23 protein-coding genes and 1 riboswitch are annotated in these 24,712 nt (G+C 72.2%); of the genes, 13 read left to right on the forward strand and 10 right to left on the reverse strand.

Going from position 1 to position 24,712, the window contains the following annotated elements; all coding sequences use genetic code 11:
- Positions 1-94 precede the first annotated feature (94 nt).
- The 6 genes from ACIPN7_RS01530 (at position 95) to rlmC (ending at position 5,883) form a co-directional block, all read left to right on the forward strand.
- Positions 95-1,063 (forward strand): ATP-binding cassette domain-containing protein, encoded by a 969-nt coding sequence (locus ACIPN7_RS01530; RefSeq protein WP_400537289.1) that lies wholly within the window; start codon positions 95-97, stop codon positions 1,061-1,063.
- Positions 1,060-1,827, forward strand: coding sequence for an ABC transporter permease (locus ACIPN7_RS01535; protein ID WP_400537291.1), 768 nt, complete (start codon positions 1,060-1,062; stop codon positions 1,825-1,827). The genes ACIPN7_RS01530 and ACIPN7_RS01535 overlap by 4 nt, the downstream gene beginning before the upstream one ends.
- A 47-nt stretch (positions 1,828-1,874) precedes the next feature.
- Positions 1,875-2,600, forward strand: a complete 726-nt coding sequence (locus tag ACIPN7_RS01540; protein ID WP_400537293.1) for a DUF2306 domain-containing protein — start codon at positions 1,875-1,877, stop codon at positions 2,598-2,600.
- A 29-nt stretch (positions 2,601-2,629) separates the two neighbouring features.
- A complete protein-coding gene (locus ACIPN7_RS01545) occupies positions 2,630-3,238 on the forward strand; it encodes a DinB family protein (RefSeq protein ID WP_400537295.1) in 609 nt (202 codons plus the stop codon).
- Positions 3,239-3,436: 198 nt separating this feature from the next.
- The gene (locus ACIPN7_RS01550) at positions 3,437-4,642 is read left to right on the forward strand and encodes a D-alanyl-D-alanine carboxypeptidase family protein (protein WP_400537297.1); all 1,206 of its coding nucleotides are present in this window, start codon (positions 3,437-3,439) and stop codon (positions 4,640-4,642) included.
- A 68-nt stretch (positions 4,643-4,710) separates the two neighbouring features.
- A complete protein-coding gene (rlmC, locus tag ACIPN7_RS01555) occupies positions 4,711-5,883 on the forward strand; it encodes a 23S rRNA (uracil(747)-C(5))-methyltransferase RlmC (RefSeq protein WP_400537299.1) in 1,173 nt (390 codons plus the stop codon).
- On the opposite strand, the gene ACIPN7_RS01560 is transcribed toward rlmC, so the two are convergent.
- The 3 genes from ACIPN7_RS01560 to ACIPN7_RS01570 all read right to left on the reverse strand — a co-directional run bounded on the left by ACIPN7_RS01560 (position 5,850) and on the right by ACIPN7_RS01570 (position 9,466).
- Positions 5,850-7,208 (reverse strand): zf-HC2 domain-containing protein, encoded by a 1,359-nt coding sequence (locus ACIPN7_RS01560; protein WP_400537301.1) that lies wholly within the window; start codon positions 7,206-7,208, stop codon positions 5,850-5,852. The genes rlmC and ACIPN7_RS01560 overlap by 34 nt on opposite strands.
- 199 nt (positions 7,209-7,407) lie before the next feature.
- Complete coding sequence (locus ACIPN7_RS01565) at positions 7,408-8,880, reverse strand: RNA polymerase sigma factor (protein WP_400537303.1); 1,473 nt, start codon at positions 8,878-8,880, stop codon at positions 7,408-7,410.
- A 196-nt stretch (positions 8,881-9,076) separates the two neighbouring features.
- Positions 9,077-9,466 (reverse strand): hypothetical protein, encoded by a 390-nt coding sequence (locus ACIPN7_RS01570; protein ID WP_400537305.1) that lies wholly within the window; start codon positions 9,464-9,466, stop codon positions 9,077-9,079.
- A 436-nt stretch (positions 9,467-9,902) separates the two neighbouring features.
- On the opposite strand from ACIPN7_RS01570, the gene ACIPN7_RS01575 reads away from it, so the two are divergent.
- The gene (locus ACIPN7_RS01575; protein ID WP_400537307.1) at positions 9,903-11,837 is read left to right on the forward strand and encodes a class I tRNA ligase family protein; all 1,935 of its coding nucleotides are present in this window, start codon (positions 9,903-9,905) and stop codon (positions 11,835-11,837) included.
- On the opposite strand, the gene ACIPN7_RS01580 is transcribed toward ACIPN7_RS01575, so the two are convergent.
- The gene (locus tag ACIPN7_RS01580) at positions 11,834-12,670 is read right to left on the reverse strand and encodes an ion transporter (RefSeq protein WP_400537309.1); all 837 of its coding nucleotides are present in this window, start codon (positions 12,668-12,670) and stop codon (positions 11,834-11,836) included. The two genes, ACIPN7_RS01575 and ACIPN7_RS01580, sit on opposite strands and share 4 nt — an antisense overlap.
- 211 nt (positions 12,671-12,881) lie before the next feature.
- Here ACIPN7_RS01580 and ACIPN7_RS01585 point away from each other — a divergent pair, with 211 nt between their 5' ends.
- Positions 12,882-13,148 carry a GlsB/YeaQ/YmgE family stress response membrane protein gene (locus ACIPN7_RS01585; protein ID WP_400537311.1) on the forward strand — a complete coding sequence of 89 codons (267 nt, stop codon included), beginning with the start codon at positions 12,882-12,884 and terminating at the stop codon, positions 13,146-13,148.
- A gap of 5 nt (positions 13,149-13,153) precedes the next feature.
- The gene (locus tag ACIPN7_RS01590) at positions 13,154-14,089 is read left to right on the forward strand and encodes a hypothetical protein (protein WP_400537313.1); all 936 of its coding nucleotides are present in this window, start codon (positions 13,154-13,156) and stop codon (positions 14,087-14,089) included.
- A gap of 139 nt (positions 14,090-14,228) precedes the next feature.
- Here ACIPN7_RS01590 and ACIPN7_RS01595 read toward each other — a convergent pair whose 3' ends face one another.
- Entirely contained in the window at positions 14,229-14,963 is a 735-nt protein-coding gene (locus ACIPN7_RS01595; RefSeq protein WP_400537315.1) for a C40 family peptidase, read from the reverse strand.
- Between the two features lies 1 nt (position 14,964).
- Positions 14,965-15,160, reverse strand: a riboswitch (cyclic di-AMP (ydaO/yuaA leader).
- 162 nt (positions 15,161-15,322) lie between these two features.
- Here ACIPN7_RS01595 and ACIPN7_RS01600 point away from each other — a divergent pair.
- Positions 15,323-16,216: a hypothetical protein gene (locus tag ACIPN7_RS01600; RefSeq protein ID WP_400537317.1), complete on the forward strand. Its 894-nt coding sequence runs from the start codon at positions 15,323-15,325 to the stop codon at positions 16,214-16,216.
- A 139-nt stretch (positions 16,217-16,355) separates the two neighbouring features.
- Positions 16,356-17,417 carry a S8 family serine peptidase gene (locus ACIPN7_RS01605; RefSeq protein WP_400537319.1) on the forward strand — a complete coding sequence of 354 codons (1,062 nt, stop codon included), beginning with the start codon at positions 16,356-16,358 and terminating at the stop codon, positions 17,415-17,417.
- A gap of 87 nt (positions 17,418-17,504) precedes the next feature.
- On the opposite strand, the gene ACIPN7_RS01610 is transcribed toward ACIPN7_RS01605, so the two are convergent.
- From ACIPN7_RS01610 to ACIPN7_RS01625, 4 genes are all read right to left on the reverse strand, one after another.
- Positions 17,505-18,008 carry a C40 family peptidase gene (locus ACIPN7_RS01610; RefSeq protein ID WP_400537321.1) on the reverse strand — a complete coding sequence of 168 codons (504 nt, stop codon included), beginning with the start codon at positions 18,006-18,008 and terminating at the stop codon, positions 17,505-17,507.
- Positions 18,009-18,502: 494 nt separating this feature from the next.
- Entirely contained in the window at positions 18,503-18,970 is a 468-nt protein-coding gene (locus tag ACIPN7_RS01615; protein ID WP_400537323.1) for an SRPBCC family protein, read from the reverse strand.
- Positions 18,971-19,047: 77 nt separating this feature from the next.
- A complete protein-coding gene (locus tag ACIPN7_RS01620) occupies positions 19,048-20,181 on the reverse strand; it encodes a PASTA domain-containing protein (RefSeq protein WP_400537325.1) in 1,134 nt (377 codons plus the stop codon).
- Positions 20,178-20,786, reverse strand: a complete 609-nt coding sequence (locus ACIPN7_RS01625; RefSeq protein ID WP_400537327.1) for a SigE family RNA polymerase sigma factor — start codon at positions 20,784-20,786, stop codon at positions 20,178-20,180. The genes ACIPN7_RS01620 and ACIPN7_RS01625 overlap by 4 nt, the downstream gene beginning before the upstream one ends.
- A gap of 80 nt (positions 20,787-20,866) precedes the next feature.
- On the opposite strand from ACIPN7_RS01625, the gene ACIPN7_RS01630 reads away from it, so the two are divergent.
- Positions 20,867-21,976, forward strand: coding sequence for a DNA glycosylase AlkZ-like family protein (locus tag ACIPN7_RS01630; RefSeq protein WP_400537329.1), 1,110 nt, complete (start codon positions 20,867-20,869; stop codon positions 21,974-21,976).
- A 146-nt stretch (positions 21,977-22,122) separates the two neighbouring features.
- The gene (locus ACIPN7_RS01635) at positions 22,123-23,358 is read left to right on the forward strand and encodes a cytochrome P450 (RefSeq protein WP_400537331.1); all 1,236 of its coding nucleotides are present in this window, start codon (positions 22,123-22,125) and stop codon (positions 23,356-23,358) included.
- Between the two features lie 86 nt (positions 23,359-23,444).
- Here the strand turns inward: ACIPN7_RS01635 and ACIPN7_RS01640 are convergent, their stop codons facing one another.
- Positions 23,445-24,635 carry a cytochrome P450 gene (locus tag ACIPN7_RS01640; RefSeq protein WP_400537333.1) on the reverse strand — a complete coding sequence of 397 codons (1,191 nt, stop codon included), beginning with the start codon at positions 24,633-24,635 and terminating at the stop codon, positions 23,445-23,447.
- Between the last annotated feature and the right edge of the window lie 77 nt (positions 24,636-24,712).

Consider the following 24,712-nt stretch of genomic DNA (forward strand, 5'->3'; position numbering starts at 1 on the left):
CGTGACCCGACCCGTAACTCTCTTGACCGCATACTGTTTACGCCCCACACTAAAACGCGTAGGCCATAAACAGTATCCGGAGCGGAGAGGGACCATGACTGCGATCGTCACGGCCGAGGGACTGGGCAAGTCCTTCGCGAGAAAGGGCTCGACGAGCCCGCCTGTGCTGGACGGGCTCGACCTGGAGCTCCAGGAGGGCGCGGTGCTCGCGCTGCTGGGCCCCAACGGGGCGGGCAAGACCACCACCGTCCGCATCCTGTCCACGCTGCTGAAGCCGGACGCGGGCCGCGCCACGGTCGGCGGGTTCGACGTGGTGCGGGACGCGCGGCGTGTGCGCGAGATCATCAGCCTCACGGGGCAGCAGGTCGCCGTCGACGACAAGCTGTCGGGCGCCGAGAACCTCACGATGATGGGCCGGCTCGCCCACCTGCCCCGCCGCGCCGTGCGCGACCGGGTGGCCGAGCTGCTCACGGCGTTCGACCTGGCCGACGCCGCGAGCCGGCACGTCGGCACCTGGTCGGGCGGCATGCGACGCCGGCTCGACCTCGCCGCGGGCCTGCTCACCCGGCCGCGCGTCATGTTCCTCGACGAGCCCACCACGGGGCTCGACCCCCGGTCCCGGCAGGCGCTGTGGGACGTCGTCCGGAGCGTGGTCGCCGACGGCACCAGCGTGCTGCTGACCACCCAGTACCTGGAGGAGGCCGACCGTCTCGCCCAGCGGGTGGCGCTCGTGGACGGCGGCCGGATCGTCGCCGACGGCACGCCGGCCCAGCTCAAGCGGCAGGTGGGCGAGGCGGGCGTCGAGCTCACCTTCGCCGCCGCGTCCGACGTCGAGCGGGTCGCCCTCGCGCTCGCGGGCGCCACGGTCGACGGGGCCCGGGTGCGCGTACCCACCGACGGTTCGGTCGCGCACGTGCGCTCCGTGCTGTCCGTGGTCGACGACGCCGGCGTGGCGCCCGAGCACTGGGAGGTGCGCGCGCCGAGCCTTGACGACGTCTTCCTCACCCTGACCGGGCACACCGGCCAGGAGCGTCCGGTACGGACGGCGGAGGTGGCGGCATGAGCCACGTGCTGAGCGACGTCTCGACCATGACCACCCGCGGCCTGCGCCTCGTTTCGCGGGACGCGGACGCCATGATCACCGCGGTGGTGCTGCCCGTCATCATCCTGCTGATGTTCGTCCTCGTGTTCGGCGGGGCCCTCGACACCGGCACGGAGTACATCAACTACGTGACCCCCGGCGTGATCCTGCTGGCCGCCGGGTTCGGCGCGGCGAACACGGCGATGGCGGTCGAGCGCGACATGTCCGGCGGCATGGTCGACCGGCTCCGGTCGATGCCGGTGAACGCCTGGACCGTGCTGTCCGGGCACGTCGTGGCGAGCCTGGTGAAGAACCTCGCCACCACCGCGATCGTCTTCGGCGTGTCGATCCTGCTGGGGTTCCGGCCCCAGGCCACCGCGCTGGAATGGCTCGCCGCGGTGGGCATGATCCTGCTCTTCGTCGGCTGGATCACCTGGCTCGCCACCCTCGTGGGCGTCCTGGTCCGCTCGCCCGACGCCGCCGGCGGCTTCTCGTTCTTCGTGATGTTCCTGCCCTACGTGTCCAGCGCGTTCGTGCCCGTCGACACGCTGCCGGGCTGGCTGCGCGGGTTCGCGGAGCACCAGCCGGTCACGCCCGTGATCGAGACGGTGCGCGGGCTGCTCGTGGGTGGCGGCTCGGCGGTCGCCGACCCGGCCGGCGTCGCCGTGCTCGCCGTCGCCTGGTGCCTGGGGCTCGGGCTGCTCTTCGCGGTGGCGGCCGGACTGGCGTTCCGTGCCCGGCGTTGACCCGCACCTCCTCGCGTCCCATCCGGCCTGGCGAAAGCAGGTATGACATGGCAACCGACACGACAACCACCACTCCGAAGCCCGCGCCGTCGCCCAGGGCGGTCCGCTGGTGGCGCCGGCCCTGGATAGCACCGCTCGCGATCATCACCGCGGTGTTCCTCGCGACCGTACTGCCGCGCTACGTGGGCCTCGACCCGTCCCGTGCGCTCCTCCTCACCGGGGAGGTCGGTGACCGCGGACCCGCCTACTACCCCGCCCTGGTCACGCACATCTTCTTCGGTTCGGTGATGCTGTGCGCGGCGGTGCTCCAGCTGTGGCCGTGGCTGCGGGCCAACCACCTGCGCGTCCACCGGTGGAGCGGCCGGGTGTACGTGGCAGCGGCCATCCCGACCGGGCTCGCAGCCCTGGTCACCGCACAGTTCCCGGCCGCAGGTCCCAGCCAGCGGATCGCGAACACACTCCTCGCGGTGCTGTTCCTGACGTTCACGCTGCTCGGGTTCCGGGCCGTGCGGCAGCGACGCTTCGCGGACCACCGCGAGTGGATGATCCGGAGCACCGCGATGGCCTTCTCGATCGTGGCGAACCGCTTCTGGGGAGTCGCCCTGGTCATGCTCTTCGTGCCGTCGTTCGACGGGGACATGGCGTCCTCGCCCGAAGCCTTGTCGGCCGCTGCGGCGTCCGCCTGGGTGTCCTGGGTGGTGAACCTGCTGTTCGCCGAGTGGTGGATCCACCGGACGCCGAAGAAGCGGGTCAGGGCGCAAAAAGCTCGGTAGATGTCGGTGACGGGGGACACACTGTCCCCATGTCACAGACCGCGAACGACGTCGAGCTCGAACAGAAGCAGATCCTGAAGAAGTACCTCCAGGAGACCCGTGAGGCCCTCGTGTGGAAGCTCGAGGGCCTCACGGAGAAGCAGACGCGCTGGCCCCTCGTGCCCTCCGGCAACAACCTGCTGGGCATCGTGAAGCACTGCGCCAACACCGAGATCGGCTATCTCGGGCCGGTGTTCGGTCGGGAGTGGCCGAACCCGGCCGAGCTCGTCCCCGACGACGTCTTCGAGACGGACCCGCAGGCCGACTGGTACGCGACCGAGGACGAGTCCGTCGCCTCCGTCGTGGACCTCTACCGGCGGGGGTGGGCGTTCTGCGACGAGACCATCGACACGCTCCCGCTGAGCACGGTCGGCCGGGTGCCCTGGTGGCGGTCCGGCGAGGTCACGCTGTTCCGCATCATCGTGCACGTCACCGACGAGACCGCCCGGCACGCCGGCCACGCCGACATCCTGCGCGAGCTCACGGACCGGTCCGTCGGGCTCCACGCCGGCAACACGAACATCCCCGACTGGCAGGGCGACCAGATGGCCGCGTACGTCGACAAGCTGAAGAACCTCGCCGAGCGGGCAGGCAACTAGCGCCCGCGTCCGAGATTCGCCAAACTGCGGGCCATGCCCCTCAACGTGGAGCCGTCCACATCCTCCGGGCCCTCGCCCGAACCAGCCCTCGCGGGAGCGCCGAAGCCCGCACGGTCCGCGCCGACACCCGACATGTCGTCCGGTAGATCGGACATCGTCCCGCCACGTCGCGCGGGTGGGCGACCCGACGGCGGCTCCATGCGACCGCTGTTCGTCTTTCTCGTCGCCGCCGCGGCCGCGCTGATCGGCAGCATCGCGTTCGCCCTCGTCCACGTCGGCTCCGAGAACGACCTGGAGCAGCTCAGCACCGCGCGCGCCGACGTCGTGCAGGCGGTCGACGAGGGGCGCACGGCCCAGGAAGGCCTGGCCGAGCAGGTCGCGGCGGCGGAGAAGACGCTCGCGGCCTCCGAGGGCCGCGTGGCCGACGACGCCGTGCGCACCGCCCTGGCCGCACACGTCACCCAGGCCAAGGAGCTCGGCACGCAGGAGGCGCCGTCGATCCCCGAGGCCGGCGCCCCCGGCCTCGACGCGCCCGAGGACATCGACGCCCTGGAGGCCGCGGCGACCGAGTGGTCGATGTCCATGCGCACCGCCTCGACCACGCTCGCGGCGGCGATCAAGGACGTGCAGGCCTCCTACCGCCAGTGGCAGCAGGATCGCAAGGACGCCCAGGCGCAGGCCCAGTCGGAGGCCGACCAGGCCGAGAGCATGGCCCAGCAGCTCGAGGAGGCCAAGGCGTCGCTCGCCACGGTCACGGACCAGCTCAAGATCTCCGTACGGGACTCCGGGTACACGCTCGACTGGACGGCGGAGGTGGGCGCGCCCGACGGCGTCCGCTCGGCCCTGGCCACCCGCCGCGCCGAGGGCGAGGCGGCGCTCGCGGTCGGCGTGAACACGAGCAGGCTGAACTCCGTGAAGGCGCTCGGCCAGCAGCGCGAGACGGCGCGCGTCGCGCTCGAGGATGCCGCCTGGGCCGCCCGCGCGGCGGTCGCCGACGACTCCAACGGCCGGCTCGCGCAGGCCGACCTGTGCCTGGTGGGCGTCGGCCCCGAGGGGCAGGACCAGTACCTCCGGTGCGACGCGGCCGAGGCCTGGGGCAAGCTCGGCGCGGCGTTCGAGGAGGAGCTCGGCAAGCCGCTGCGCATCGAGTACGGCTACCGGCCCTACGACTGGCAGCTCCAGGCGCTCGACGAGTTCGGCAGCGGGCAGGTCGCGGCGCCCGGCACGTCCAACCACGGCTGGGCGCTCGCTGTGGACGTACCTGTGGACGACGGGTTCCGCTTCGGCCAGCCGGAGTACGAGTGGCTCGCCGCCAACGGGCCGAAGTTCGGCTGGGTGCACCCGGAATGGGCCCGCCAGGGCGCCGGGCGCGAGGAGCCCTGGCACTTCGAGTACGAGGGCTGACCGCCCCTCCGGTGCCACCGCGCGCCGCCGCCGACCGCGGCGGTGCGCGGGCACTGGATAATGGGGGAGTGCAGTGCCCTCACTACGACGCCGGACGCTGCCGCTCCTGCACCCTCCTGGAGATCGACTACCCCACCCAGGTGCTCGACAAGGAGCGGCACGTCGCCGAGCTCCTCGACCCGGTCTCCGACGGGACCACCTGGCTCCCCGCGGTCCGCAGTGTCGAGTCCGCCTTCCGGAACAAGGCGAAGATGGTCGTCAGCGGCACGGTCGCCGAGCCGGTGCTGGGCATCCTCGACCGGGCCGGGCACGGCGTCGACCTGACCGACTGCGGCCTCTACCCCGAGGCGCTCCAGGCGTCCTTCGGCCCCCTCGCGGCGTTCGTCACGCGCGCGAACCTGGAGCCCTACCAGGTCTCGGGCACGGGAAAGCGCGCCCAGCAGCGCGGGGAGCTCAAGTACCTGCTGGTCACCCTGTCGCCCGACGGCGAGCTCATGGTCCGGTTCGTGCTGCGCTCCCAGGAGGCGATCGCCCGGATCCGCAAGCACCTGGCCTGGCTGCGGGCCGAGCTCCCGGCCCTGGCTGTGGCGTCGGCGAACATCCAGCCCGCGCACGCCGCGGTGCTGGAGGGCGACCTCGAGATCCCGCTCACCGAGCGCGGCACCCTCCCGATGCGCATCGACGACATCACGCTGGACCTGCGTCCGCAGAGCTTCTTCCAAACCAACACGGCGGTCGCCACCGAGCTGTACCGGCAGGCGCGGTCCTGGGTCGACGAGGTGGGCCCGGGCAGCCTCTGGGACCTCTACTGCGGGGTGGGCGGGTTCGCCCTGCACTGCGCGGCACCGGGGCGCACCGTCACCGGCATCGAGATCAGCGCCGAGGCGGTCGTGGCGGCGTCGGGCACCGTGGAGCGGCTGCGCGACGGCGGCCAGGCGGACCGGTTCCGGGACGTCACCTTCGCTGCGGGTGACGCGACGGCGTTCGCCGTCGGGCCGCAGGGTCCGGAGCTGCCCGAGATGGTGATCGTGAACCCGCCCCGGCGAGGCATCGGCGCGGACCTGGCGCACTGGCTGGAGACCTCTGGGATCGACCACGTCCTGTACTCGAGCTGCAACGCGACCACGCTCGCCAAGGACCTCGCCGCGATGCCGTCGCTCCGGCCCGTGCGGGCGCGGCTGCTCGACATGTTCCCGCAGACCTCGCACTACGAGGTGCTGGTGCTCCTCGAGCGCGCCTGACCGGGCGGTGTCGCCTTCTTGTCCTGCTTCTTCTTCTCCTGCTTCGCCTCGTCGGGGGGTGTCTCCTTCTTCGCCTGACCCGGCGGGACGTGGTCCTTCTTCGCGAGGCCAGGCGGGGTCGCGTCGTCCTTCTTCGCCTGACCCGGCGGAACGCCGTCCTTCTTCGCGAGACCGGGCGGCGTCGCGTCGTCCTTCTTGGCATGGCCCGGCGGGACCTTGTCCTTCTTGGCATGGCCCGGCGGGACCTTGTCCTTCTTCGCCAGGCCGGGCGGCACGTCGTCCTCCACCGGCGTCGCCCGAGCGGACGGAACGAGCCCCGTCGGGGTCACGTCCGCCAGGTCGGGGACGTTTGCCGGATCCGTGTGCGGGGAGATCTCGGCGGCCTGCCGGACGGCGGGTCGCCTGTCGTGCGGCGCGGAGACCGACACCGTGCCGGTCTCCGGGAACGACGCCGCGGCGTCTATGCTGCCCGCGACCCCGGTGGTGACGGCGGTGGTGACGAACAGGCCGCCGGCGACGGTCGCGGTCAGGCTGATCGGGTCGGTCAGCACGCTCCGGGCGGTCACGACGGCCCGGGTGCCCACCGTGCTGAGCCAGCCCCCGGCGCCCGCGGCACCGGCCGCCGTCGTGCCCGGACCCGCCGACGCCGCGGCACCGAGCAGGAGGACCGGGGCCGCGGCGCGCAGCATCCAGTAGGACTCGCGGACGTCGACGAACGCCCGCGTGCAGCCGGCGCACCCGACCGTGTGGTCCTCGACCTGCTGCCGCCGGCGGGGCAGCAGACGGTTCCGGACGAAGTCGTGCAGGGCGGCCCGGGTGGCCCGGCACTCGAGGTCGGGGGCCGTGCCGGTGTGCGTCTCGGCGATGGTGCTCGCGAGCCGGTTCTCGGCGCGGCGCAGGCGGCGCTTGGCGGCGTAGGGGAGCACGCCGATCTCGTCGGCGATCGCCGCCACGGGCCGGGACCCCACGTGGTGGTCCCAGAGGAGCTGCTGCTCGCCGGCCGGCAGCCGTTCCATCGCGACGTTCAGCACCTCGGGGTCGAGGGCGTGCCGGGGCTGCGTGACGTCGGCGGCGCCGCCGTCGGATCCCTCGGCGGCCGGCTCCTGCTCCCGGGCCATCCGCTGCGCCACCTCGATGGACGCGGCGCTCCAGAACGCGAGGGGGTCGGCGAGGTCGCGGGCCTTGAGGAGCTCCACGCAGAGCAGCTCCAGGCCGCAGCTCGTGGCCAGCTCCGGGTCGATGCCCGGTACCCGCCGGGACACCGTGAACACCACGGCGCGGCGGTGTGCCGCCCACAGGCCGAGGTCGGCGCTCGTGACAGTCACGCGGCCCCCCTCCTCCACGCGACGTGGCACCCCGTGGCACCTCGGCGCGCGTGCCCCCGGGCGTGCATGCTCGCAAGGAATGCATGCGCATGGAAGGGTCCCCCGTGATGGCGGGACGATCTTGGGCCGGCGCCCAGATCACCTGTGCGTTCGCACAGCATGGAGGGGACACGGGCCTCGTGGGAGGCCCGCACGACCATCAGTCCCCGGTCGCAGGCTCTGCGTCGTCGGCGGCGTCCGAGAACGTGCCGAAGAGCAGCTGCCAGATCTCGTCCAGCGTGGTCGTGGCGAGATCGATGCCGGGCAGGTCGGAGAGTCCGAGGCTGGCGAGCAGGTCGTCCAGCGCGGTGCCGAGACCCGGCGTCTCCTCCTCCGGTTCCTCCGGCACCTCCGGCGGTTCGACCGGCGGCTCCGGCTCGGCCGGCGGCTCCTCGGGCTCCGTCGGCTCCTCGGGCGGGTCCGGCTCGTCCGAGCCGCCGTCGGGGCTCGACCCGGAGCCGGAGTCCGACCCGGGGTCCGCGGGCGGGTTCGGGGCGTCGGCAGGGGTGCCGCCGGAGTCCGGCTCCGGCGCCGGCTCGGCCATCACCGGCGCGTCGGCGGGCGCGGCGGCGCCGTCCTCCTTGGGCGTGGTAGCGGGGCGCGGCTGCGGGTCCGTCGGGGGGATCGACGGGGGCTTCTCGTCCGTCGGCGGCTTCTCCGAGGTGTCGGACGAGTCCGTGCCGTCGCCGCCGCCACCCCCGCCGGCACCGGCCCCGCCGCCCGACCCGCCGCCCTCGCCGGCTGCCCCGGCGTCGTCGGTGGCCTGGACCGGCGGGTCGCCGAGCTGGTTGGCGATCAGGGCCGCGGCGCTGCCGCCGATGGCGAGCGCGGCGAGCACGCTCGCCGCGACGGCGGCCTCCTTTTTGCCGAACCGGGGCTTGGTCGCACCGGCGGCGCCCGCCGCGCCTGCGGCGGCGGTGCCGGTGAGGAGTCCGCCGGCGATGAGGTGCTGGCCGAGGTCGCGGAGCATCCAGGAGACCTCGCGGACGTCGATGAACGCGCGGGTGCATTCGCCGCAGCCGTCCATGTGGACTTCGAGGCGGCGTTGCCGGCGGGGCAGGAGGCGGCCTTTGAGGTAGTCGTGCATGGCGGCGCGGGTGGTGCGGCACTCGGGTTCGTTGACGGTTTGTGCGTGGGCGGCGGCGAAGGCGCCGGCGAGGCGTTCCTCGGCGCGGCGGAGGCGCATGGTCACGGCATGGGGTCGGACGCCGAGGCCGGTGGCGATGTCGGTGACGGCCATGTCGTGGACGTGGCGGTCCAGGAGGATCTTGCGGTCGTCGTCGGCCAGGTCGGACAGTGCGGTGCGGAGCATGGAGACGTCTGCTTCGCGTTCGGCGTCCAGCTCGGCGCCGGCGACGGGGGGTGTCAGGCCGTCGAGGGTGTCGTCCTCGACGGGGCGGGCGCGGCCGGCCTCGCGGGTCATGGAGATGGCTTCGTTGACCGCGGCTCTGCGCCAGTAGGGGGCGGGGTCGTCGATGGTGCCGCCGGTGGAGACGATCCGGACCATCTTTTCCAGGGCCCGGCTGGTGGCTTCTTCGGCGTCGATGCCGGGTACGCGTGCTGCGACGGAGCGTACGACGTTGGGCCGGTGCACCACCCAGTCGTCAATCCGCAGGTCACCTGTGGTCGTCACGCGAACCTGCTCCCCTCTGCGCATAGTGTCCGGTTTCGACTCGCTCGGCAATGATCGCACCACAGATGCACGTTTGTGCAACTTTCCGGCGTGATCGGACGGCGTGGCGGCGCCGCTGGGGGGCGCGGCCGGCACGGCCTCCGACCTGGTCCCGGGCGGCGGCTCGGGCGCTGGTCTGGTCGTCTCCATCAGGCATTCACCTCCGGGTGGTCGCGAACGTGGTCGATACTGCGTCGAGGCCCTGCGGTCCGGACGTCGCGTGGATGATCGCGAGCGCGACCTCGCAGGTGGCGGCGATCAGGTCGCTCGCCCCCCACGCGTCGGCCAGGCGATAGAGGTTGACGGCATCGCCCTCCGCGTACGCGCGCAGGTACTGGGCGCCCAGACGAACGAGTTCGGGGTGCTCGGTGTGTTCCATGCAGCCCAGACGCGCGAGCGGTCCGGATGTCACAGCACTTCTGGAAATTTCTTCGGATTGTTCTGTGACGTCCGGTTCGGGCCGATGTCGGCGTCCGAAATGGGTGCCCAGGGCACCGTTCGGCGCGCGCGATGCAATTTCATCCGGTAGTCCTGTGATCCAGGCCACATGTGAATGCATCGAAAAGTGCTGTGACATCCGGGACGTGCCCGCGTCCTAGCTGCGACGCGGACGAAGTTCGGACCTCGCTGGGGGCGGGCCGAGCTCCGGCGCGTCGGGTGGGAGACCGTGGTTCGGAGTGCGCTGGGGGCACGCCGAGCCACGATCTCCCGCTCTCCGGCGTGAGCGCCGGCTCGGACCTCGCTGGCGGCGGACCGAACCGGCGCTCGTGTCCCCGCGCGGCCCCGCCCTCGGCGCGGCACGCAAACTTCCTTTACCCGGTCCGGCCGGCCCACGTACGGTGGACGCATGCACACGGCACGCTCGCTGCTTATGTAGCCGCACCGGACTCGCCCTCGATCGGGCACGACCGGTGCGGCCGCCCCTCCCTGCGAGGGGCTTTTTCGTGCCCGGAACCCGATCGACGTACCGGAGAGCGAGAGCGATGAGCGAGCAGCGCACCACCCCAGAACCCGCCGGCGGCGGTCCGGCCGCGGCCCACCCGTTCGCGGCGTCCGACGACGGCGCCCGGCCCCGCCGCTATCTGCTGACGATGTTCCCGTACCCCTCGGGGGACCTGCACATGGGTCACGCCGAGGTGTTCGCGATCACCGATGTCGTGGCGCGGTACTGGCGCGCCAAGGGCTTCGACGTGCTGAACCCGGTGGGCTGGGACTCGTTCGGCCTGCCGGCCGAGAACGCGGCGATCCGCCGTGGCGAGCACCCGGCCGTGTTCACGGAGGCCAACATCGCGACCCAGGCGGCGTCGATCGAGCGCTACGGCGTCTCGTTCGACTGGTCGCGGCGGCTGCACACCCACGAGCCGGGCTACTACCGCTGGACGCAGTGGCTGTTCGCCCGCCTGCACGAGCGAGGCCTGGCCTACCGGGCCGAGGCCGAGGTGAACTGGTGCCCGCACGACCGCACGGTGCTGGCCAACGAGCAGGTGGTCGACGGCGCGTGCGAGCGCTGCGGCACCGCCGTGGTCCCGCGCAGCCTGACGCAGTGGTTCTTCCGGACCACCGCGTACGCGGACCGGCTGCTGGACGACATGACGCTGCTGGAGCCGGGCTGGCCCGCGCACGTGCTGACGATGCAGCGCAACTGGATCGGCCGCTCCGCGGGGCCGGACGGCGAGCCCACCTATCGCCTGCACGACTGGCTGGTCTCCCGGCAGCGCTACTGGGGCGCGCCGATCCCGGTGGTGCACTGCCCGGCCTGCGGGGAGGTGCTGGTGCCGGACGACGAGCTGCCCGTCGAGCTGCCCCACCTGGAGGGGGACCGCCTGGCCCCGGGCGACGTCTCGCCGCTGGCCGCCGCCCGCGACTGGGTGGAGACCACGTGCCCGCGCTGCGGCGGCCCGGCGGAGCGGGACACGGACACGATGGACACCTTCGTGGACTCGTCCTGGTACTTCCTGCGCTACCTGTCGCCCGGGTACGACGGCGGGCCGTTCCGACCCGAGGACGCCGCCCGGTGGATGCCCGCGGCGCTGTACGTGGGCGGCGTCGAGCACGCGACGATGCACCTGCTGTACGCGCGGTTCGTCACCAAGGTGCTGTACGACATGGGCCTGGTGCCCTCGCCCGAGCCGTATGCCCGCCTGATGAACCAGGGGCAGGTGGTCAACCACGGCCGCGCGATGAGCAAGTCGCTGGGCAACGGCGTGGACCTGGCCGCGGAGCTGGACCGGCACGGGGTCGACGCCGTCCGGCTGGCGATGCTGTTCTCCGGACCGCCGGAGGACGACGTCGACTGGGCGGACGTCTCACCCGAGGCGATGCGCAAGTTCCTGGCCCGCGTGCTGCGGCTGGTCCCGGCGGGGTCCTACCCGGGCGGGCCGGGGGCGCGCGCGTCCGACGCCCTGCGCCGCACGGTGCACCGGACCGTGCACGACGTCGACGGCCTGGTCGAGGCGGGGCGGTTCAACGTCGCGATCGCGCGGCTGATGGAGCTGGTGGGTGCGGTGCGGCGGGCGTCGTCGGACGGCGGGGCGGACGACGGTGCGGAGGCCTACCGCGAGGCTGTCAGCGCCGTCGCGGTGCTGCTGGGCCTGTTCGCGCCGTTCACCGCCCAGGAGCTGTGGGAACGGCTGGGGCGCACGACACCGGTCGCGGCGCAGCCGTGGCCCGAGGTGGACCCGGCGTATCTGGTGACGGCCGAGGCCGAGGCCGTGGTCCAGGTGGACGGCCGGGTGCGGGACCGGATGCCGGTCCCGGCGGACGTCGCCCCGGCCGAGCTGGAGCGGGCCGCCCTGGCGCGACCGGCGGTCACGCGCGCCGTGGGCGGCCGGCCGGTGCGGCGGGTCGTGGTCCGCCCGCCGAACCTGGTCAACGTCGTGACCGGGCCCGACGTGCCGTCTGACGTGGCGCCCGGTTAGGCGGCCGCGCCGTCCTTCTCGTCGAGCTTCGCGCGCAGGGCGCGGAGCTCGGCGAGGATCTCGCGGTTCTGCTCGGCCAGGGCGTCGAGCCGCTCGTCCTTCTGCTCGTCGTCCTTCCGCTCCTCCTCGGAGATCTCCTCCATGCCGTTGACGATGACGGCGATGAACAGGTTCAGCACCGCGAAGCTGACCACCAGGATGTAGAGCACGAAGAAGATCCACGCGGCGGGATGGGTCTCCATCACCGCGCGTGCGATGTCGGGCCAGGCCTCGCCCGTCATGGCCTGGAAGAGCGTGAACAGGGACGTCCAGAGGCTGCCGAAGTACTCCGGGGTCGTCTTGCCGAACAGGCCGGTCGCGATGACCGCCGACACGTACATGACCAGCACCAGCAGCGCGCCCACCGCGCCCATCCCCGGCACGGCCCGCAGCAGCCCGTCGACGACGCGGCGCAGCGCGGGAACCGCCGAGATGACGCGCAGCACCCGCAGCACCCGCAGGGCACGCAGGGCGGACAGCGACTCGGTGACCGGGAGCACGGCGACGCCCACCACGAGCAGGTCGAACACGTTCCACGGGTCGCGGAAGAAGCGCCAGCCGTAGGCGACCAGGCGCAGGAGCAGCTCCAGCACGAAGAAGCCGAGCATGACGTGGTCGATGGTGCGCAGGACCACGAGGGCCTGGCCGCCCACCATCATCTCCGCGCCCAGCACCAGCGCGTTCGCCAGGATCACCCCGAGCACGAGGTTGGTGACCCACCTCTGGTCGAGAAAGGCACGCAGTCGCTCTCGTCCGGTCCGCGGTACGACCGGTGTGCCGATCTCCTGGTTCATCGGGTGTCTCCTCCACTTTCCCGTGCCCGGAGCCCACGCTCCGGCCGTGCCTCAGGGCCCCTTGCCCGGGCGAACCTTAGCGCGGCGGTGTACCCCGACTTGTCTGGGCGCAATGTCCCGATATGGGCCTGATCGGCGGGTCCGGTGGCAAGTGAACCAAATCAGTGCTTGAGTAGAGCACAAGCAAGCAACACGACTGGAGGAAAATGCCATGGGCTTCTGGGCCTTTCTCATCCTCGGACTGATCGCCGGTGTCATCGCTCGCATCGTCATCCCGGGCAAGCAGCCGGGCGGTTTCTGGGTCACCTTGCTTCTCGGAGTGCTCGGCGCCATGCTCGGCGGCTGGCTGGGCGGCCTCATCTTCGACATCAGCTTCAGCGAGTTCTGGTCCTGGTCGACGTGGCTCTTCGCGGTGATCGGCGCGGTCATCGTGATCCTGATCGCCCAGGCGATCTTCGGCCGGCGCAAGACCGCCTGACCACTGTGGCCCGCGGCCGCACCGTCCTCGTCGTCGTCCTGACGTCGCTGGTCGGGGCGGCCGCGGTCGCATGTTCGGGTGCGCCCACGCCGTCGTCCACGCTGGGGCCCGTGCCCGACGACATCGCCGACCACCTCAGCGTCCAGGTGGACCAGGGGCGCACGCAGTACGCCGCCCGCGAGATCGTCCTTGCGGTCACCAACGACTCGGACGAGACGATGACACTGGTGTCGGGGGCCCTGGACGCGGACGGCTTCGGGCCGTCCCGCCCCACCAAGGAGAACCGCACCCCGGCGCTGCGGCCCGGCACCACGCGGGACGTCTACGTCGAGCTCGGCGAGGCGGAGTGCGCGGGCTTCCCGGCGGGTCCGGAGGAGCCGGTGCCGGACGCCGCGCCGTCGGCCACGATCACGCTGGCCCTGGGCGAGTTCGACGACCTGGGTCCGGCCTCCGACGTCGTCGTCGCGGAGGTGGGCGATCCCGGCGGGCATCTGGCGCGGAACCACGCGGTGGACTGCGCCACCGCCGCGGTCGCGTCGGGCGCGAGCCTCGCCGTCGACGCGGACATCCCCGTCGCGACGCGCGGCGGGGAGCTCACCGCCCTGGTCACGCTGCGGATCGACCCGGTGGACGGCGGGCCTGAGGTCACGATCGACCGGATCGCCGGGACCACGATCATGAACAATCCCGGCCCGGACGGCGAGGACTCCGGCTGGACCGGCTCCGCGCTCGACGGGCAGCGTTCCGGCAGCGTCACCCTGCCCGTGGTGCCCGCCCGCTGCGACGCCCACGCCGTGGGTGAGGACAAGCGCGGCACGTTCCTGCCCGTGACGGCGAGCGTCGACGGGGTGGTGCAGCACGTCGTCTACGTGCCCATGCCGGACTCGGCGCGCGCCGACCTGTTCGCCTTCATCGCGGACAGCTGCGACTGGCCCGGGTAGAGCGCTCCTCGGCGAGACGCGCAGGGCACGCGAAAGGCGTCACCTCCGCCGTCGGGCCGGGGCCCGACGGCGGAGGCGACGCCTCGCGAGACTCTGGTGCGGCAGCTCAGGCTCTGTTCTTCTCGTCTGAGCCTGCGGCTCAGACGACCCGGATGAAGGTCGGGCTGTTCTGCCACATCTCGGTGTAGCGCACCGGCATGCCGGCCGCCCAGGCCTCGATGATCATGCCGTTGCCCGCGTAGAGGGCCACGTGGCCGGGCGTCCAGACGATGTCGCCCGGCTCGGGGTACGTGACCTGGTAGCCGGAGCCGAGGAGCGCGCTCGACGAGTGCGGCAGGGAGATCCCGAGCTGCGCGTACGTGTACTGGATCAGGCCGGAGCAGTCCATGCCCTCGGCCGGCGAGGCGCCGCCCAGCACGTACGTGATGCCAAGGTAGTTGAAGGCGATGTTGACGGCCTGCTGGCCGACCGGCACCGGGTCCGGCGCGTCGACCGAGACGACGGCGGGGCCCTCGCCCTTCTCGCCGTCGGCGCCCGTGGAGGCGCCCAGGGCTTCCATCTCGATCGGCATCTTCGCGTCGGCCGGGACGGTCACGGTGGGGGCGGCGGCGACGGACTGCTTGGCCACCGCGGTGAGGGAGTTGAGGTCGACCGAGTTGAGCTTCGCGGTCTTGACGTCGGTCTTCAGGTCCATCGCCGGGGCCGCGTGGGCCGTCGTCGCGATGGTGGAGATCAGGACGCCACCGGCGGCTGCGGCGAGCGCGCCGCGGCGGGCAACTGTGCCGGCGTTCTCGGTGGCGGTACGGGCGAGGATGGTCAGCGGTGTCTGGGCCGGGCGGCTGTCACGATGCCGTCCGCGAAGGGAGTTCGTCACCTAATGTCTCCTGTACCGCCTGCGAGGTCAGCTGTCGGGTTCGGGTAGGAGTACAACCCGGCCGCACGGCTACTGGGGGGTTTCCGTCCGGCTTCACCCCGAGGACGACGATCCTGCTGTCGCCCGGGAATGGGTCCCCCGCTCCTGTCTTGAACGTCTGGTCACGAACCGGTGACAGGACTCGGCGTCCGGCTCGCGACTCCACCGTGCGGTGGAGCAGAAGTCAAAGTACACACGTTCACGGAAAAAGTCACGATCGGGTTACGCATTACGGTCTGACCCAACGAAGGCGCAGATTTGCGTCGTTCCGGGCTTCAGGGGTTATGACCGACATCACACATCCGCTAGCGTTCGGCGGCATGGGCGAATCGCACTCCCGTATCTCCGCCTGGTGGGTGTTTCCCATCAGTGCGATCGTCTGGTGGATCTGTGGGTTCCTGCCCTGGCTCGCGCAGCTGTCGTACCAGGTCACCGGCGTCGCGCAGGCTTCTGGCGCCGCCGCGGCGGGCATCCTTCCGCTTCCCTTCACGGCCGACGGCGCGGTGGTCGGCCTCGTCGTGATGGCGCTGCTCGGCGGCATGCTCGCCGGGGCCACCGCCCGCCTGGCCGGCTCGGCCGTGGCGGGCGCCGGCGCCGCGATCTCCGGCACCCTGCTCGCGATCGCCGGAGCCGGCGGTGCCTCCTGGTGGCTCGCGGCCCGCGAGACCGTCCCCGGTGACGCCATGCCGCTCGGCATGCTCGTGGTCACCTGTGCGGCCGGGGTCGTCGGCCTCGGGGCCGGGCTGCTGGCGGGCCTCGGGCCGGCGGCGCTGCGCGGTGTCGCCCTCGCCCTGCCGGTGGTGCTTGTCGACGGCTGGTTCTGGGGCTTCGTGCCCGGCAACGAGGTGTCCCCGACCGGCACGTGGTGGGTGTTCGCCGTGGCCCTCGGCATCGCGTTCGGCCTCACCGTGGACAGCAGGCCGATCGAGCTGCTCGGCTGGCTGCCCGCCGCCGGCGCCGTGTGGGTGCTCCAGGCAGCCGGACCCGCCCTCCTCGCGGTGCAGGAGAACATCTGGCCGGGCTCGGCGCTCACCGAGGACCCGCTGTCCGCCGTGGCCATCGCCGCGGGCAAGATCGCCTCCGCCGCGATCGTGGCCGACGGGCACCAGCTCGGTGCCTGGGTGGTCGCCATGCTGCTCGGCGCGGCCGTCGCGGCGCTCCGGCTGTCCCGGGAGGCCGGGGACGAGAGCGAGCTCTCCGAGGCATGGGCCTGACAGGTCGCGCCCTTACTGATTGCGATTGGGTAAATTTCACCCCCTGCCGGGCGTGAGACCTGTTCGGCGCCGACCCGGTCGCCCTAGGTTTGCCCCAGTTCAGGGGTAATCAGCCCCTGTGCGAACAATGGGGGCATATATGAACAGGAAGTCACTCGTCGGCGCCGCCACCTCCGCGGCGCTCGTCGTGGCGGCGCTGATCGCGGTCGCGCCGGGCGCGCAGGCCGCGACCAGCGATCCCCTCCGGGACAGGCAGTGGGGCCTGGACCAGATCAACGCCGAGGCGGCCTGGGCGGCCAGCACCGGTGACGGCGTGGTGGTGGCCGTGGTCGACACAGGAGTCGACTTCGACCAGCCCGACCTGGCGGGGCAGCTCCTGCCGGGTGCCACCTTCACGGGCTGCGCGGACGTCCGCCCGTGCGGCGAAGGGGACTTCAGGGGCCCCGACGGCACCAACGACGGCGACGAGCACGGGACGCACGTGGCAGGCATCGTCGCCGCCGCGACGGGCAACGGCATCGGCGTCGCAGGCGTGGCGCCGGACGCCAAGATCCTCCCGGTCAAGGTGCTCGAGGCCGGGTCGGGTTCGTCGCAGGACATCGCGGACGGCATCCGCTGGGCGGCCGACCACGGTGCCGACGTCATCAACCTCTCCCTGGGCTCCGGCCTGGGCGGGCAGCTGCTGACGATCATCGGCGTCGACACCCTGATGCGGGACGCCATCGGCTACGCACGCGAGCGCGGTGTGCTCACGGTGGCGGCGGCCGGCAACTCGTCGACCCCGCTCTGCAGCGACCCGGCGTTCACCAGCGTCGCGATCTGCGTCGGGGCCACCGACTCGGCCGGCCTCCACTCCTACTACTCCGAGCTGCCGGTCAAGCTGGACCTGAAGAGCGTCTCGGCGCCCGGCGGGTCGGGCGGGCTGACCGGCTGCGACGGCGACGTCTGGTCGACGGTCCCCGTGGGCACGGGCTCCGACACCTGTGCGGGCGGCAGCTACGACTCCTACGCGGGCACGTCGATGGCGACGCCGCACGTGGCCGGGGTCGCGGCGCTCCTGTTCGCGCAGGGGCGCCCGGTCGACGACGTGGAGCGCGCGATCCTCCACACGGCTCACGACCCGCTGCTGGGTCTCACGGGGCTGTGGACGCCGCTGTACGGGTTCGGTGTCGTCGACGCGGCCGCGGCGGTCGCGTACTGACGCCGGGGCAAGCCTGGCGCGCAGGAGCACCGCGGCCCACGCCGCGGTGCTCCTGCGCTCTGGTTGTCGGTGCGTTCTCGGTGCGGCTCAGTACGGGCGGATGTAGACCGCGTAGTCCTGCCACTGCTCGGTGTAGCGCACAGGACTGCCGTAGTTGGCGGCCTCGACCACCATGCCGTCGCCGGCGTAGAGGGACACGTGCCCCTGGGTCCACACGATGTCGCCCGGGATCGGTGACGACACCTGGTACCCGGTGGCCACCATCGACGACGACGAGTGCGGCAGCTCGACCCCGAGCTGCGCGTACACGTACTTGACCAGGCCCGAGCAGTCGAAGCCCGTGGCGGGCGAGCTGCCGCCGTACGCGTAGGCGATGCCGATGTACTGCATCGCGATCGAGACGGCCTGGGCTCCGATGGAACCGTCGGACGCGTAGTCCGGGGTGGCCGGCTCGGTTTCGGCGGCCGCGGTCGTCGCGGCCACCTGCTCTGTGGTGGTCTCCACGACTGGCTCTGGTTCGGGCTCGGGAGCGGGGGTGACCTTGACGGCCTTGCTCTCGATGTTGAGCCGTGCGTCGTTCGCGACCTGCACCGCCGGTGCTGTCGCGACGTCCTTTGCCAGCCGGTTCGAACCGTCTCCCACAACCGCGTGTGCGCCGGGGGCGAACGCCGTTGCGAGAAGTCCGGAAGATGCCGCGATCAGAGCGCCCGAACGAGCTGCGCTGCGAGTCACGGACATGAAGTGAGTGCTAGGAGCATGATCGGCGCGGTGTCGACCGCGTCGGACGGTGGTACTCACCGAAGTTCTCCAAGTCGCCGGTTGCGCGGTCCCGTACCGGTCTGGGGAATGGGGCCCGCGGCTGTGCCTCCGGTGGCGCAGCGAATCTGACGCTACATACGGGTACCCACCTTGTCTCGATCAGATAACACTTGTCATGAAGTATCGGCCTGTCCGAAACGCGCGTAACTTTTCGACCAGATGCCTTTTCCCAGCGTAAGGAGCATTTTCAACGCCGAAATGCCGTCCTGACGGCTATGAAAGAACAGTGGACGAAATGATGCGACACGCGCCTCTCCGGCGGTGTGTCAGGGCTTGTTCCCCACCCGGAGCTCCGCTTCCACCTTCAGGTCGGCCAGCAGGGTGTCGGCCAGCTCGCGCGCTCTTGGACCCGCCGCCAGGTCGGTCAGCCCGGCCAGCATCCCGCTCCGGGCCACGGCCGTCGTGACCTCGCAGGCGGCGCCGGCACGCGGCGCGGCGGCGGCCTGCGGGGTGATCCGGTAGGCGGTGCCGGTCCGCACACCGGGGGTGCTGCTGCTCGACCACGAGAAGCCCTGCCCCTCGGTGAGTCCGTCCACCTCCCAGGTCGCCACCGGCAGCCCGGGCTGCTCGACCTCGACGCGCGAGCCGACGACGATCGCCGTCTCGGGTCCGAGGAGCGTCATGCGGCTCATGGCGCGGGTCCAGGCGGGCATGCGCCCGACGTCGGACAGGATCTGCCAGACGACGTCGGCGGGCGCCTCGACCCGGACGCTGGTGCGGTAGGCGTGAGCCACGGGCCTCAGGCTACGCCGGGCTCGGGAGCATCCGGCGCAACCTGGGGCCCGTGGCGGACCTTCGGGTGAGGGGCGGGTCAGGGCCCGGTGGAGAGCACGACCGTGACCAGGGCACCCCAGCTCACGAGCGCGCCCGTCGTGGGGTCGGACGAGATGACGGTTCCCTCGGGCACCGTGTCGGACGCGGCCTCCTCGAGCGCGCAGGCCAGGTGCTTCTGCAGGCACGCGACCTCGACGTCCTCGCGTGTCATCGCGGTGAGGTCGGGCACCTCGATGACGCTGTCGGCGACCTCGTCGGGCAGGTCGGCGAACTCGGTCTCGAAGTAGGTCGTCAGCGAGTGCATCTTGCCGATCGACTCCTCCAGCTCGAGCGGGTGGTGCTGCTCCTCGTCGTAGATGATCTTGGTGGTCCGGTCCCACAGCTCGAACGTCGCGGATGTGCCCGGGCGGTCCTCGGAGTCCCGGACGTCGTCCTCGACCTGGACGTCCGGGTGGCTGATCAGCAGCTGCCACGCCGCGGCGCGCAGCTCCGGTGTGGCGGGTGCGTCGGTGACCAGCCGGGCCGTGTTGCTGAGCGCCGCCTCCTCGGCCACGCCGGTCACCTCCAGCGCGTCCAGGAGAGCGTCCTGCAGCGCGTCCGGCTCCGTGGGCAGCGCCGCGACGTCCGCCCAGCCGAGGCTGACGGGCTGGTTGCCCTCGAGGCCGAGGAACGAGTGCGAGTCGCGAAGCGCCGGACCATAGCTCCTGAGCTCGAAGCTGACCCCGTCGCCGTACCAGCGCTCGATGCCCAGGGGCGTGTCGTCGTCGTCCTCCTCGCCCTCCTTGGTCGACATGACTCTCGTCACGAGGTGGAAGTACGACGCCTCCCGCCAGCCCTCGGGAGGGATGACCGGCTCCTGGGGCACGTTGTCGGATGCGTCGCCGAGGCGGTCTCCCTCGCTCGTCGTCAGGGGCGGCCCGGTCGGCGTCGGCGACGGCTCGACCGGCATCGTCGTCGACCCTCCCGGCACGACGACGGTGGGCTCGAGCGTGGTGGCCACCCAGGCCCCGCCCCCGAGGGCGAGCGCCAGGACCAGGGTGATGCCGCCCGTCCGGGCGGCCCGCCGGCGTCGGGCAGCGGGGACGACGCTCGTGACGTCCACGTCGATCTGCGGCGCGACCCGGGTCACCCGGTCACGCAGGCCCTGCGCGAACTGCTCGTCGTCGTTCATGACCCGTTCCTCTCGTGGTGGGTGTGCTGGGTGGTCGCGTCGGTGGCGTCGCCGGTCCGGAGGATCTCGCGCAGGCGGGCGAGGCCGCGGGACGCCGTGGACTTCACGGTGCCGACCGAGACCTTCAGCGTGTCGGCGACCTCGCGCTCCGGGAGACCTTCGAGGTGCCGGAGCACCACGATCCGGCGCTGCTGCGTGGGGAGCAGCAGCAGCGCGCGGGCCAGGCGGTCGCGCTCGGCGTGCCGGCCGGCCTGGTCCTGGGTGTCGTCCGACCGCTCGGGGAGCGTGTCGGAGGCCATGAGGACCTCCCGGCGGCGGCGACGCCACCCGTCGATCCGCAGGTTCGCCAGGACGCGGCGTGCGTAGGCGAGCGGTTCGCCCTTGCGGGCCTTGGGCCAGGCCAGGTACGTCTTCATCAGTGCCTGCTGCACCAGCTCCTCGGCCTGGTGGGTGTCGCCGCACAGCAACCAGGCGGTGCGGGCCAGTGCTGGCGTGGACCGGGACATGAAGGCGGCGAACTCCGCTTCCTTGTCGCCCACCACCACCACGTCGACCGGTTGGGCTGCGTCGGGGCTCGAGCGCCCCGCGACCATTGGCATGCTCATGCCTCCTTCACGGTTCGGCACGGCGAAAGGTTGAGCGGGGCGTCCCGGTGACTGTGGGTGTGCTTCCGTATCCTCGCGGCATGGCCACCCATCGGCTCACCGTGCAGCAGGCGCGTCGCATCGCGCTCCGCGCCCAGCTCCTCGACGCCCACCGGCCGGTCGACCTGGTGCACCTCGTGGAGGACCTCACGTTCCTCGCGGTGGACCCGACGTCGGCCGTGGCCCCGGCGGTGGACCTCGTCGCCTGGTCGCGGCTCGGGAACGAGTACTGGGTGGGCGCAGTCGACGACGCGATCACGGACCGCATGCTGTTCCAGCTCCGCGGCACGGTGCGCTCGATGGGCGACCTGCCCCTGTACCTGGAGCAGATGGCGCAGTGGCCGCAGAACGAGACCATGCGCGGGTGGCTCGCCGACAACGCGGAGTTCGAGCGCGAGGTGCTGGCGCTGGTCGAGGCGGAGGGGCCGGTGCTCGCCAAGGACGTGCCCGACACGGCACGGGTCCCGTTCACCTGGGGCGCCGACGGGTGGAGCAGCCGGCGGAGCGTGGCCGAGATGCTCGAGGCGCTGAACATGCAGGGCAAGCTCGCGATGGTGGGGCGCAAGGGCCGCCAGCGGCTGTGGGACCTCGCCGACCGGGTCTATCCCCAGGTCGAGGCGGTGCCGCTCGCGGACGCGCTGCGTGAGCGGGTGGAGCGGAGGCTGGCCGCGGAGGGCATCGCGCGCAAGCGGGCGCAGGGCCGCTCGGGCGACGGCGCGTGGTGGGTCGACCTGCCGGGCGAGGCGGTCCAGGTCGAGGGCGTCGACGGCGAGTGGCGGGTGGACCCGGAGCTGCTGGAGCACGCGGACGACGACTTCGAGCCGCGCACGGCCCTGCTGTCCCCGTTCGACGCGATCGCCGCCGACCGCGCGCGGCTGCTCGACCTGTTCGGCTACGAGTACACGCTGGAGATGTACAAGCCGAAGGGGAAGCGGCGCTGGGGGTACTTCGCGCTGCCGATCCTGCACGGCGAGCGGTTCGTCGGGAAGCTCGACGCGAAGGCGGACCGCAAGGAGGGCGTGCTGAACGTCTTCGCGGTGCACGAGGACCTGCCGTTCGACGGGACCACGATGGACGCGGTGCACGCCGAGATCGAGCGGCTCGCGACGTGGCTCGGCCTGGGGAGGGTCGACTACGCCAGGTCCACCTAGCGGCACGTGCGGCCCGCCCGGGAGCGGATTCGGCAGGAGGAAAAAACCACCCGCTGACGGTCCCGGTGGGACCTTCCGGACGGCCGGGTGCCTGTGGTCGGATGGCGGCCATGGCGCAGCGGACAATTCGGTACGAGACGGACTCGTTGACGAACCTGACGGGGTTGGTGTCCCTGACGGCGTTGACCAGCAGCCCGGACCCGCAGGCGGCGTACGACGCGCTGCGGGCACGCTGGGGTGCCGTGGCTCCGGTCGAGATCGAGGCCGGGGTGCCCGCGTGGCTGGTCATGGGTCATCAGGAGAGCTGTCACGTGATGCGCTCCGAGGCGGCCTTCGCCAAGGACCCGCGCACCTGGCGGTGGAACTACGAGGGCCTGCTGCCGCCCGGCACGGCGATCGCCACGTTCGCGCCGGCCGACCCGCGGCCGTCGTCCTTCCACCACGACGGCGAGGAGCGGCGCCGGCTGCGCAAGCCGCTGGACGACGCCCTGGAGCAGCTCGACGAGCGGATCGTCCGCGACAGCATCACCGACCTGTGCCGGCGGATCATCGACCGCATGGGCCCGAGCGGCACCACCGACCTGGTCCGGGCGTTCTGCCAGCCCATGGGCTTCCTCGCGATGACGACGCTGCTCGGGTTCGACCTCGAGACGGGCGCGCAGCTCATGGCCGACTCCGCCAAGGTGGTGGTGGCCGACGGCGACGAGGTGGCCGCCGCGCAGGCCCGGGTCGCGGGCACGATCCTGCAGCACATCCAGCAGCGCAGGCAGGACGGCGGGCAGGACCTGATCTCGTTCCTCGCGGTCCACCAGAACTTCGCGCACGACGGCGAGATCGCCTCGACGGCTGTCGTCCCGATGCACGCCGCCGCGATCTTCCTCACCGCGTGGATCACGCAGACCCTGCACCTGCGGCTGTCCGACCGGCAGCTCGCCTCCCGGGTGACCGGCGGCCGGGTCGGGCTCGACGACGCCCTCGACGAGGTGCTGTGGCGCCAGTCCCCGATCGCCCAGTCCCCGGCGCTGCGGTTCGCGCGCAACGACGTCGAGCTGGGCGGGCGGCTGATCACCAAGGGTGACGCCCTGGTGCTGTCGATCGCGGCCGCGAACGGTGACCCGGCCGTGCACACCAGCGACCCGTGGGACGAGGTGGGCAACCGCGCCCACCTGTCCTGGGGCACCGGACCACACGCGTGCCCGGCGCCGCGTCAGGCCCGCCTGATCGCGCGCATCGCGGTGGACCAGCTCCTGCGGCACATGGACGTGCAGCTGCACGTGCCGGAGGAGGGCCTGCCCTGGGCGCACTCGCCCTGGGTGCGGCACCCCGAGCGGATGCCGGTGACCTACCGGCGGGCCCCGGCGTTCGGCGACATCAACGCGTGACGCCAGGCCGGGCGTCAGGTCCGACGCCCGGCCTGCCGTCAGGCCAGGCGTGCGTCAGGCCAGGCGTGCGTCAGGCCAGGCGTGCGTCAGGACAGGCGCGCCGGCAGCCGGGCCGGGCCGTTCGCCACGAAGCCGGGCACCTGCCCGTGGTCGCCGTCCGGCTCGACGAGCCGGAGGTCGGGGAAGCGCTCGAACAGCGCGGGCAGCGCGGTCTCGGCCTCCAGCCGCGCCAGCGGCTCACCGGGGCAGTGGTGGGTGCCGCCGCCGAACGCGAGGTGCGTCCGGTCCGCCCGCGCGGGGTCGAACACCGTGGGCTCCTGGTGCACGGCGGGGTCCCGCCCCGGGGCGCCGAACGCCGCGATGATCGGGTCGCCCTTGCGGATCTGCACGCCGCCGAGCTCCAGGTCCTCGACCGCGAAGCGCAGCGGGATGTAGACCACGGGCGGGGCGACCCGCAGGGTCTCGTCGACCACGGCCGACCAGGAGACCTCCCCCGCGCGGGCCGCGGCCAGCACCTGGGGGTGGGTCAGGAGCAGGCGGGTGGCCGATGCCAGCAGGTTCACGGTGGTCTCGTGGCCGGCGATGAGCATCAGCCGCACGGTCGAGACCGCCTCCTCGTCCGTGAGCGCGGCCGCGACCGTGCTGGTCAGGTCCTCGCCTGGCGTCTCGCGCTTGGCCTGGACCAGCCCCGCGATGAGCTTGCCCAGCTCGATCTGGGTCGCCAGGGCCTCGGCCGCCGTCGTGCTCGTGTCCATCAGGGCGTCGGCGCACCGGCGCATGTCGCCGCGCACCTCCGCTGGCACCCCGATCAGGTCGCAGATCACCTCGATGGGGATCGGGTAGGCGAACAGCTCGCGCAGGTCCACCACCGCGCCGTCGGCGCCCGCCGCGGCGAGCCGGTCGAGCGTCGCGGCGGTGGCCGCCTCGACCTTCGGCTGCATCTCCCGGGTGCGTCGCGCCGTGAAGGCGCGGGCGACCGAACGGCGCAGGCGGCGGTGCTCGTCCCCGTAGGAGTTGAACATCGACTTGCTCGTGACCCAGGTGTACAGCGGCCACTGCGGCGTGATCTCGCCGGTGGCAAGCGCGGTCCAGTGCTGGTGGGAGTCCTTGGAGATCCGCGGGTCGACCAGCATGGGGCGGAGCAGCGCCACGTCGGTCACCGTCCATGCCTCCACCCCACCGGGCAGCGTGACGCGTGCGACCGGGCCCGTCGCGCGCAGGCGAGCGGCCTCCTCGAGCACGGCGCCGCCGGCGGGATCAAGTACCACGGTCTCCACGAGCACTCCTCATGATCAGGTCCAGAAACGGTGAGCTCAGTCTTTTCCGAGATGCCCGCTTTGTCCATACCGGAAGT

Source organism: Promicromonospora sp. NPDC090134, assembly GCF_044746965.1.
Classification (GTDB): Bacteria; Actinomycetota; Actinomycetes; order Actinomycetales; family Cellulomonadaceae; genus Promicromonospora.

Excerpts from the sequence above, each read along its gene's own strand:
- ACIPN7_RS01550 (WP_400537297.1), top strand. The coding sequence starts at position 3,437 with ATGCGACCGCTGTTCGTCTTTCTCGTCGCCGCCGCGGCCGCGCTGATC.
- ACIPN7_RS01540 (WP_400537293.1), top strand. The coding sequence starts at position 1,875 with ATGGCAACCGACACGACAACCACCACTCCGAAGCCCGCGCCGTCGCCC.
- ACIPN7_RS01575 (WP_400537307.1), top strand. The coding sequence starts at position 9,903 with ATGAGCGAGCAGCGCACCACCCCAGAACCCGCCGGCGGCGGTCCGGCC.
- ACIPN7_RS01630 (WP_400537329.1), top strand. The coding sequence starts at position 20,867 with ATGGCCACCCATCGGCTCACCGTGCAGCAGGCGCGTCGCATCGCGCTC.
- ACIPN7_RS01600 (WP_400537317.1), top strand. The coding sequence starts at position 15,323 with ATGGGCGAATCGCACTCCCGTATCTCCGCCTGGTGGGTGTTTCCCATC.
- ACIPN7_RS01580 (WP_400537309.1), bottom strand. The coding sequence starts at position 12,670 with ATGAACCAGGAGATCGGCACACCGGTCGTACCGCGGACCGGACGAGAG.
- ACIPN7_RS01625 (WP_400537327.1), bottom strand. The coding sequence starts at position 20,786 with ATGAGCATGCCAATGGTCGCGGGGCGCTCGAGCCCCGACGCAGCCCAA.
- ACIPN7_RS01530 (WP_400537289.1), top strand. The coding sequence starts at position 95 with ATGACTGCGATCGTCACGGCCGAGGGACTGGGCAAGTCCTTCGCGAGA.
- ACIPN7_RS01620 (WP_400537325.1), bottom strand. The coding sequence starts at position 20,181 with ATGAACGACGACGAGCAGTTCGCGCAGGGCCTGCGTGACCGGGTGACC.
- ACIPN7_RS01585 (WP_400537311.1), top strand. The coding sequence starts at position 12,882 with ATGGGCTTCTGGGCCTTTCTCATCCTCGGACTGATCGCCGGTGTCATC.
- ACIPN7_RS01535 (WP_400537291.1), top strand. The coding sequence starts at position 1,060 with ATGAGCCACGTGCTGAGCGACGTCTCGACCATGACCACCCGCGGCCTG.
- ACIPN7_RS01545 (WP_400537295.1), top strand. The coding sequence starts at position 2,630 with ATGTCACAGACCGCGAACGACGTCGAGCTCGAACAGAAGCAGATCCTG.
- ACIPN7_RS01605 (WP_400537319.1), top strand. The coding sequence starts at position 16,356 with ATGAACAGGAAGTCACTCGTCGGCGCCGCCACCTCCGCGGCGCTCGTC.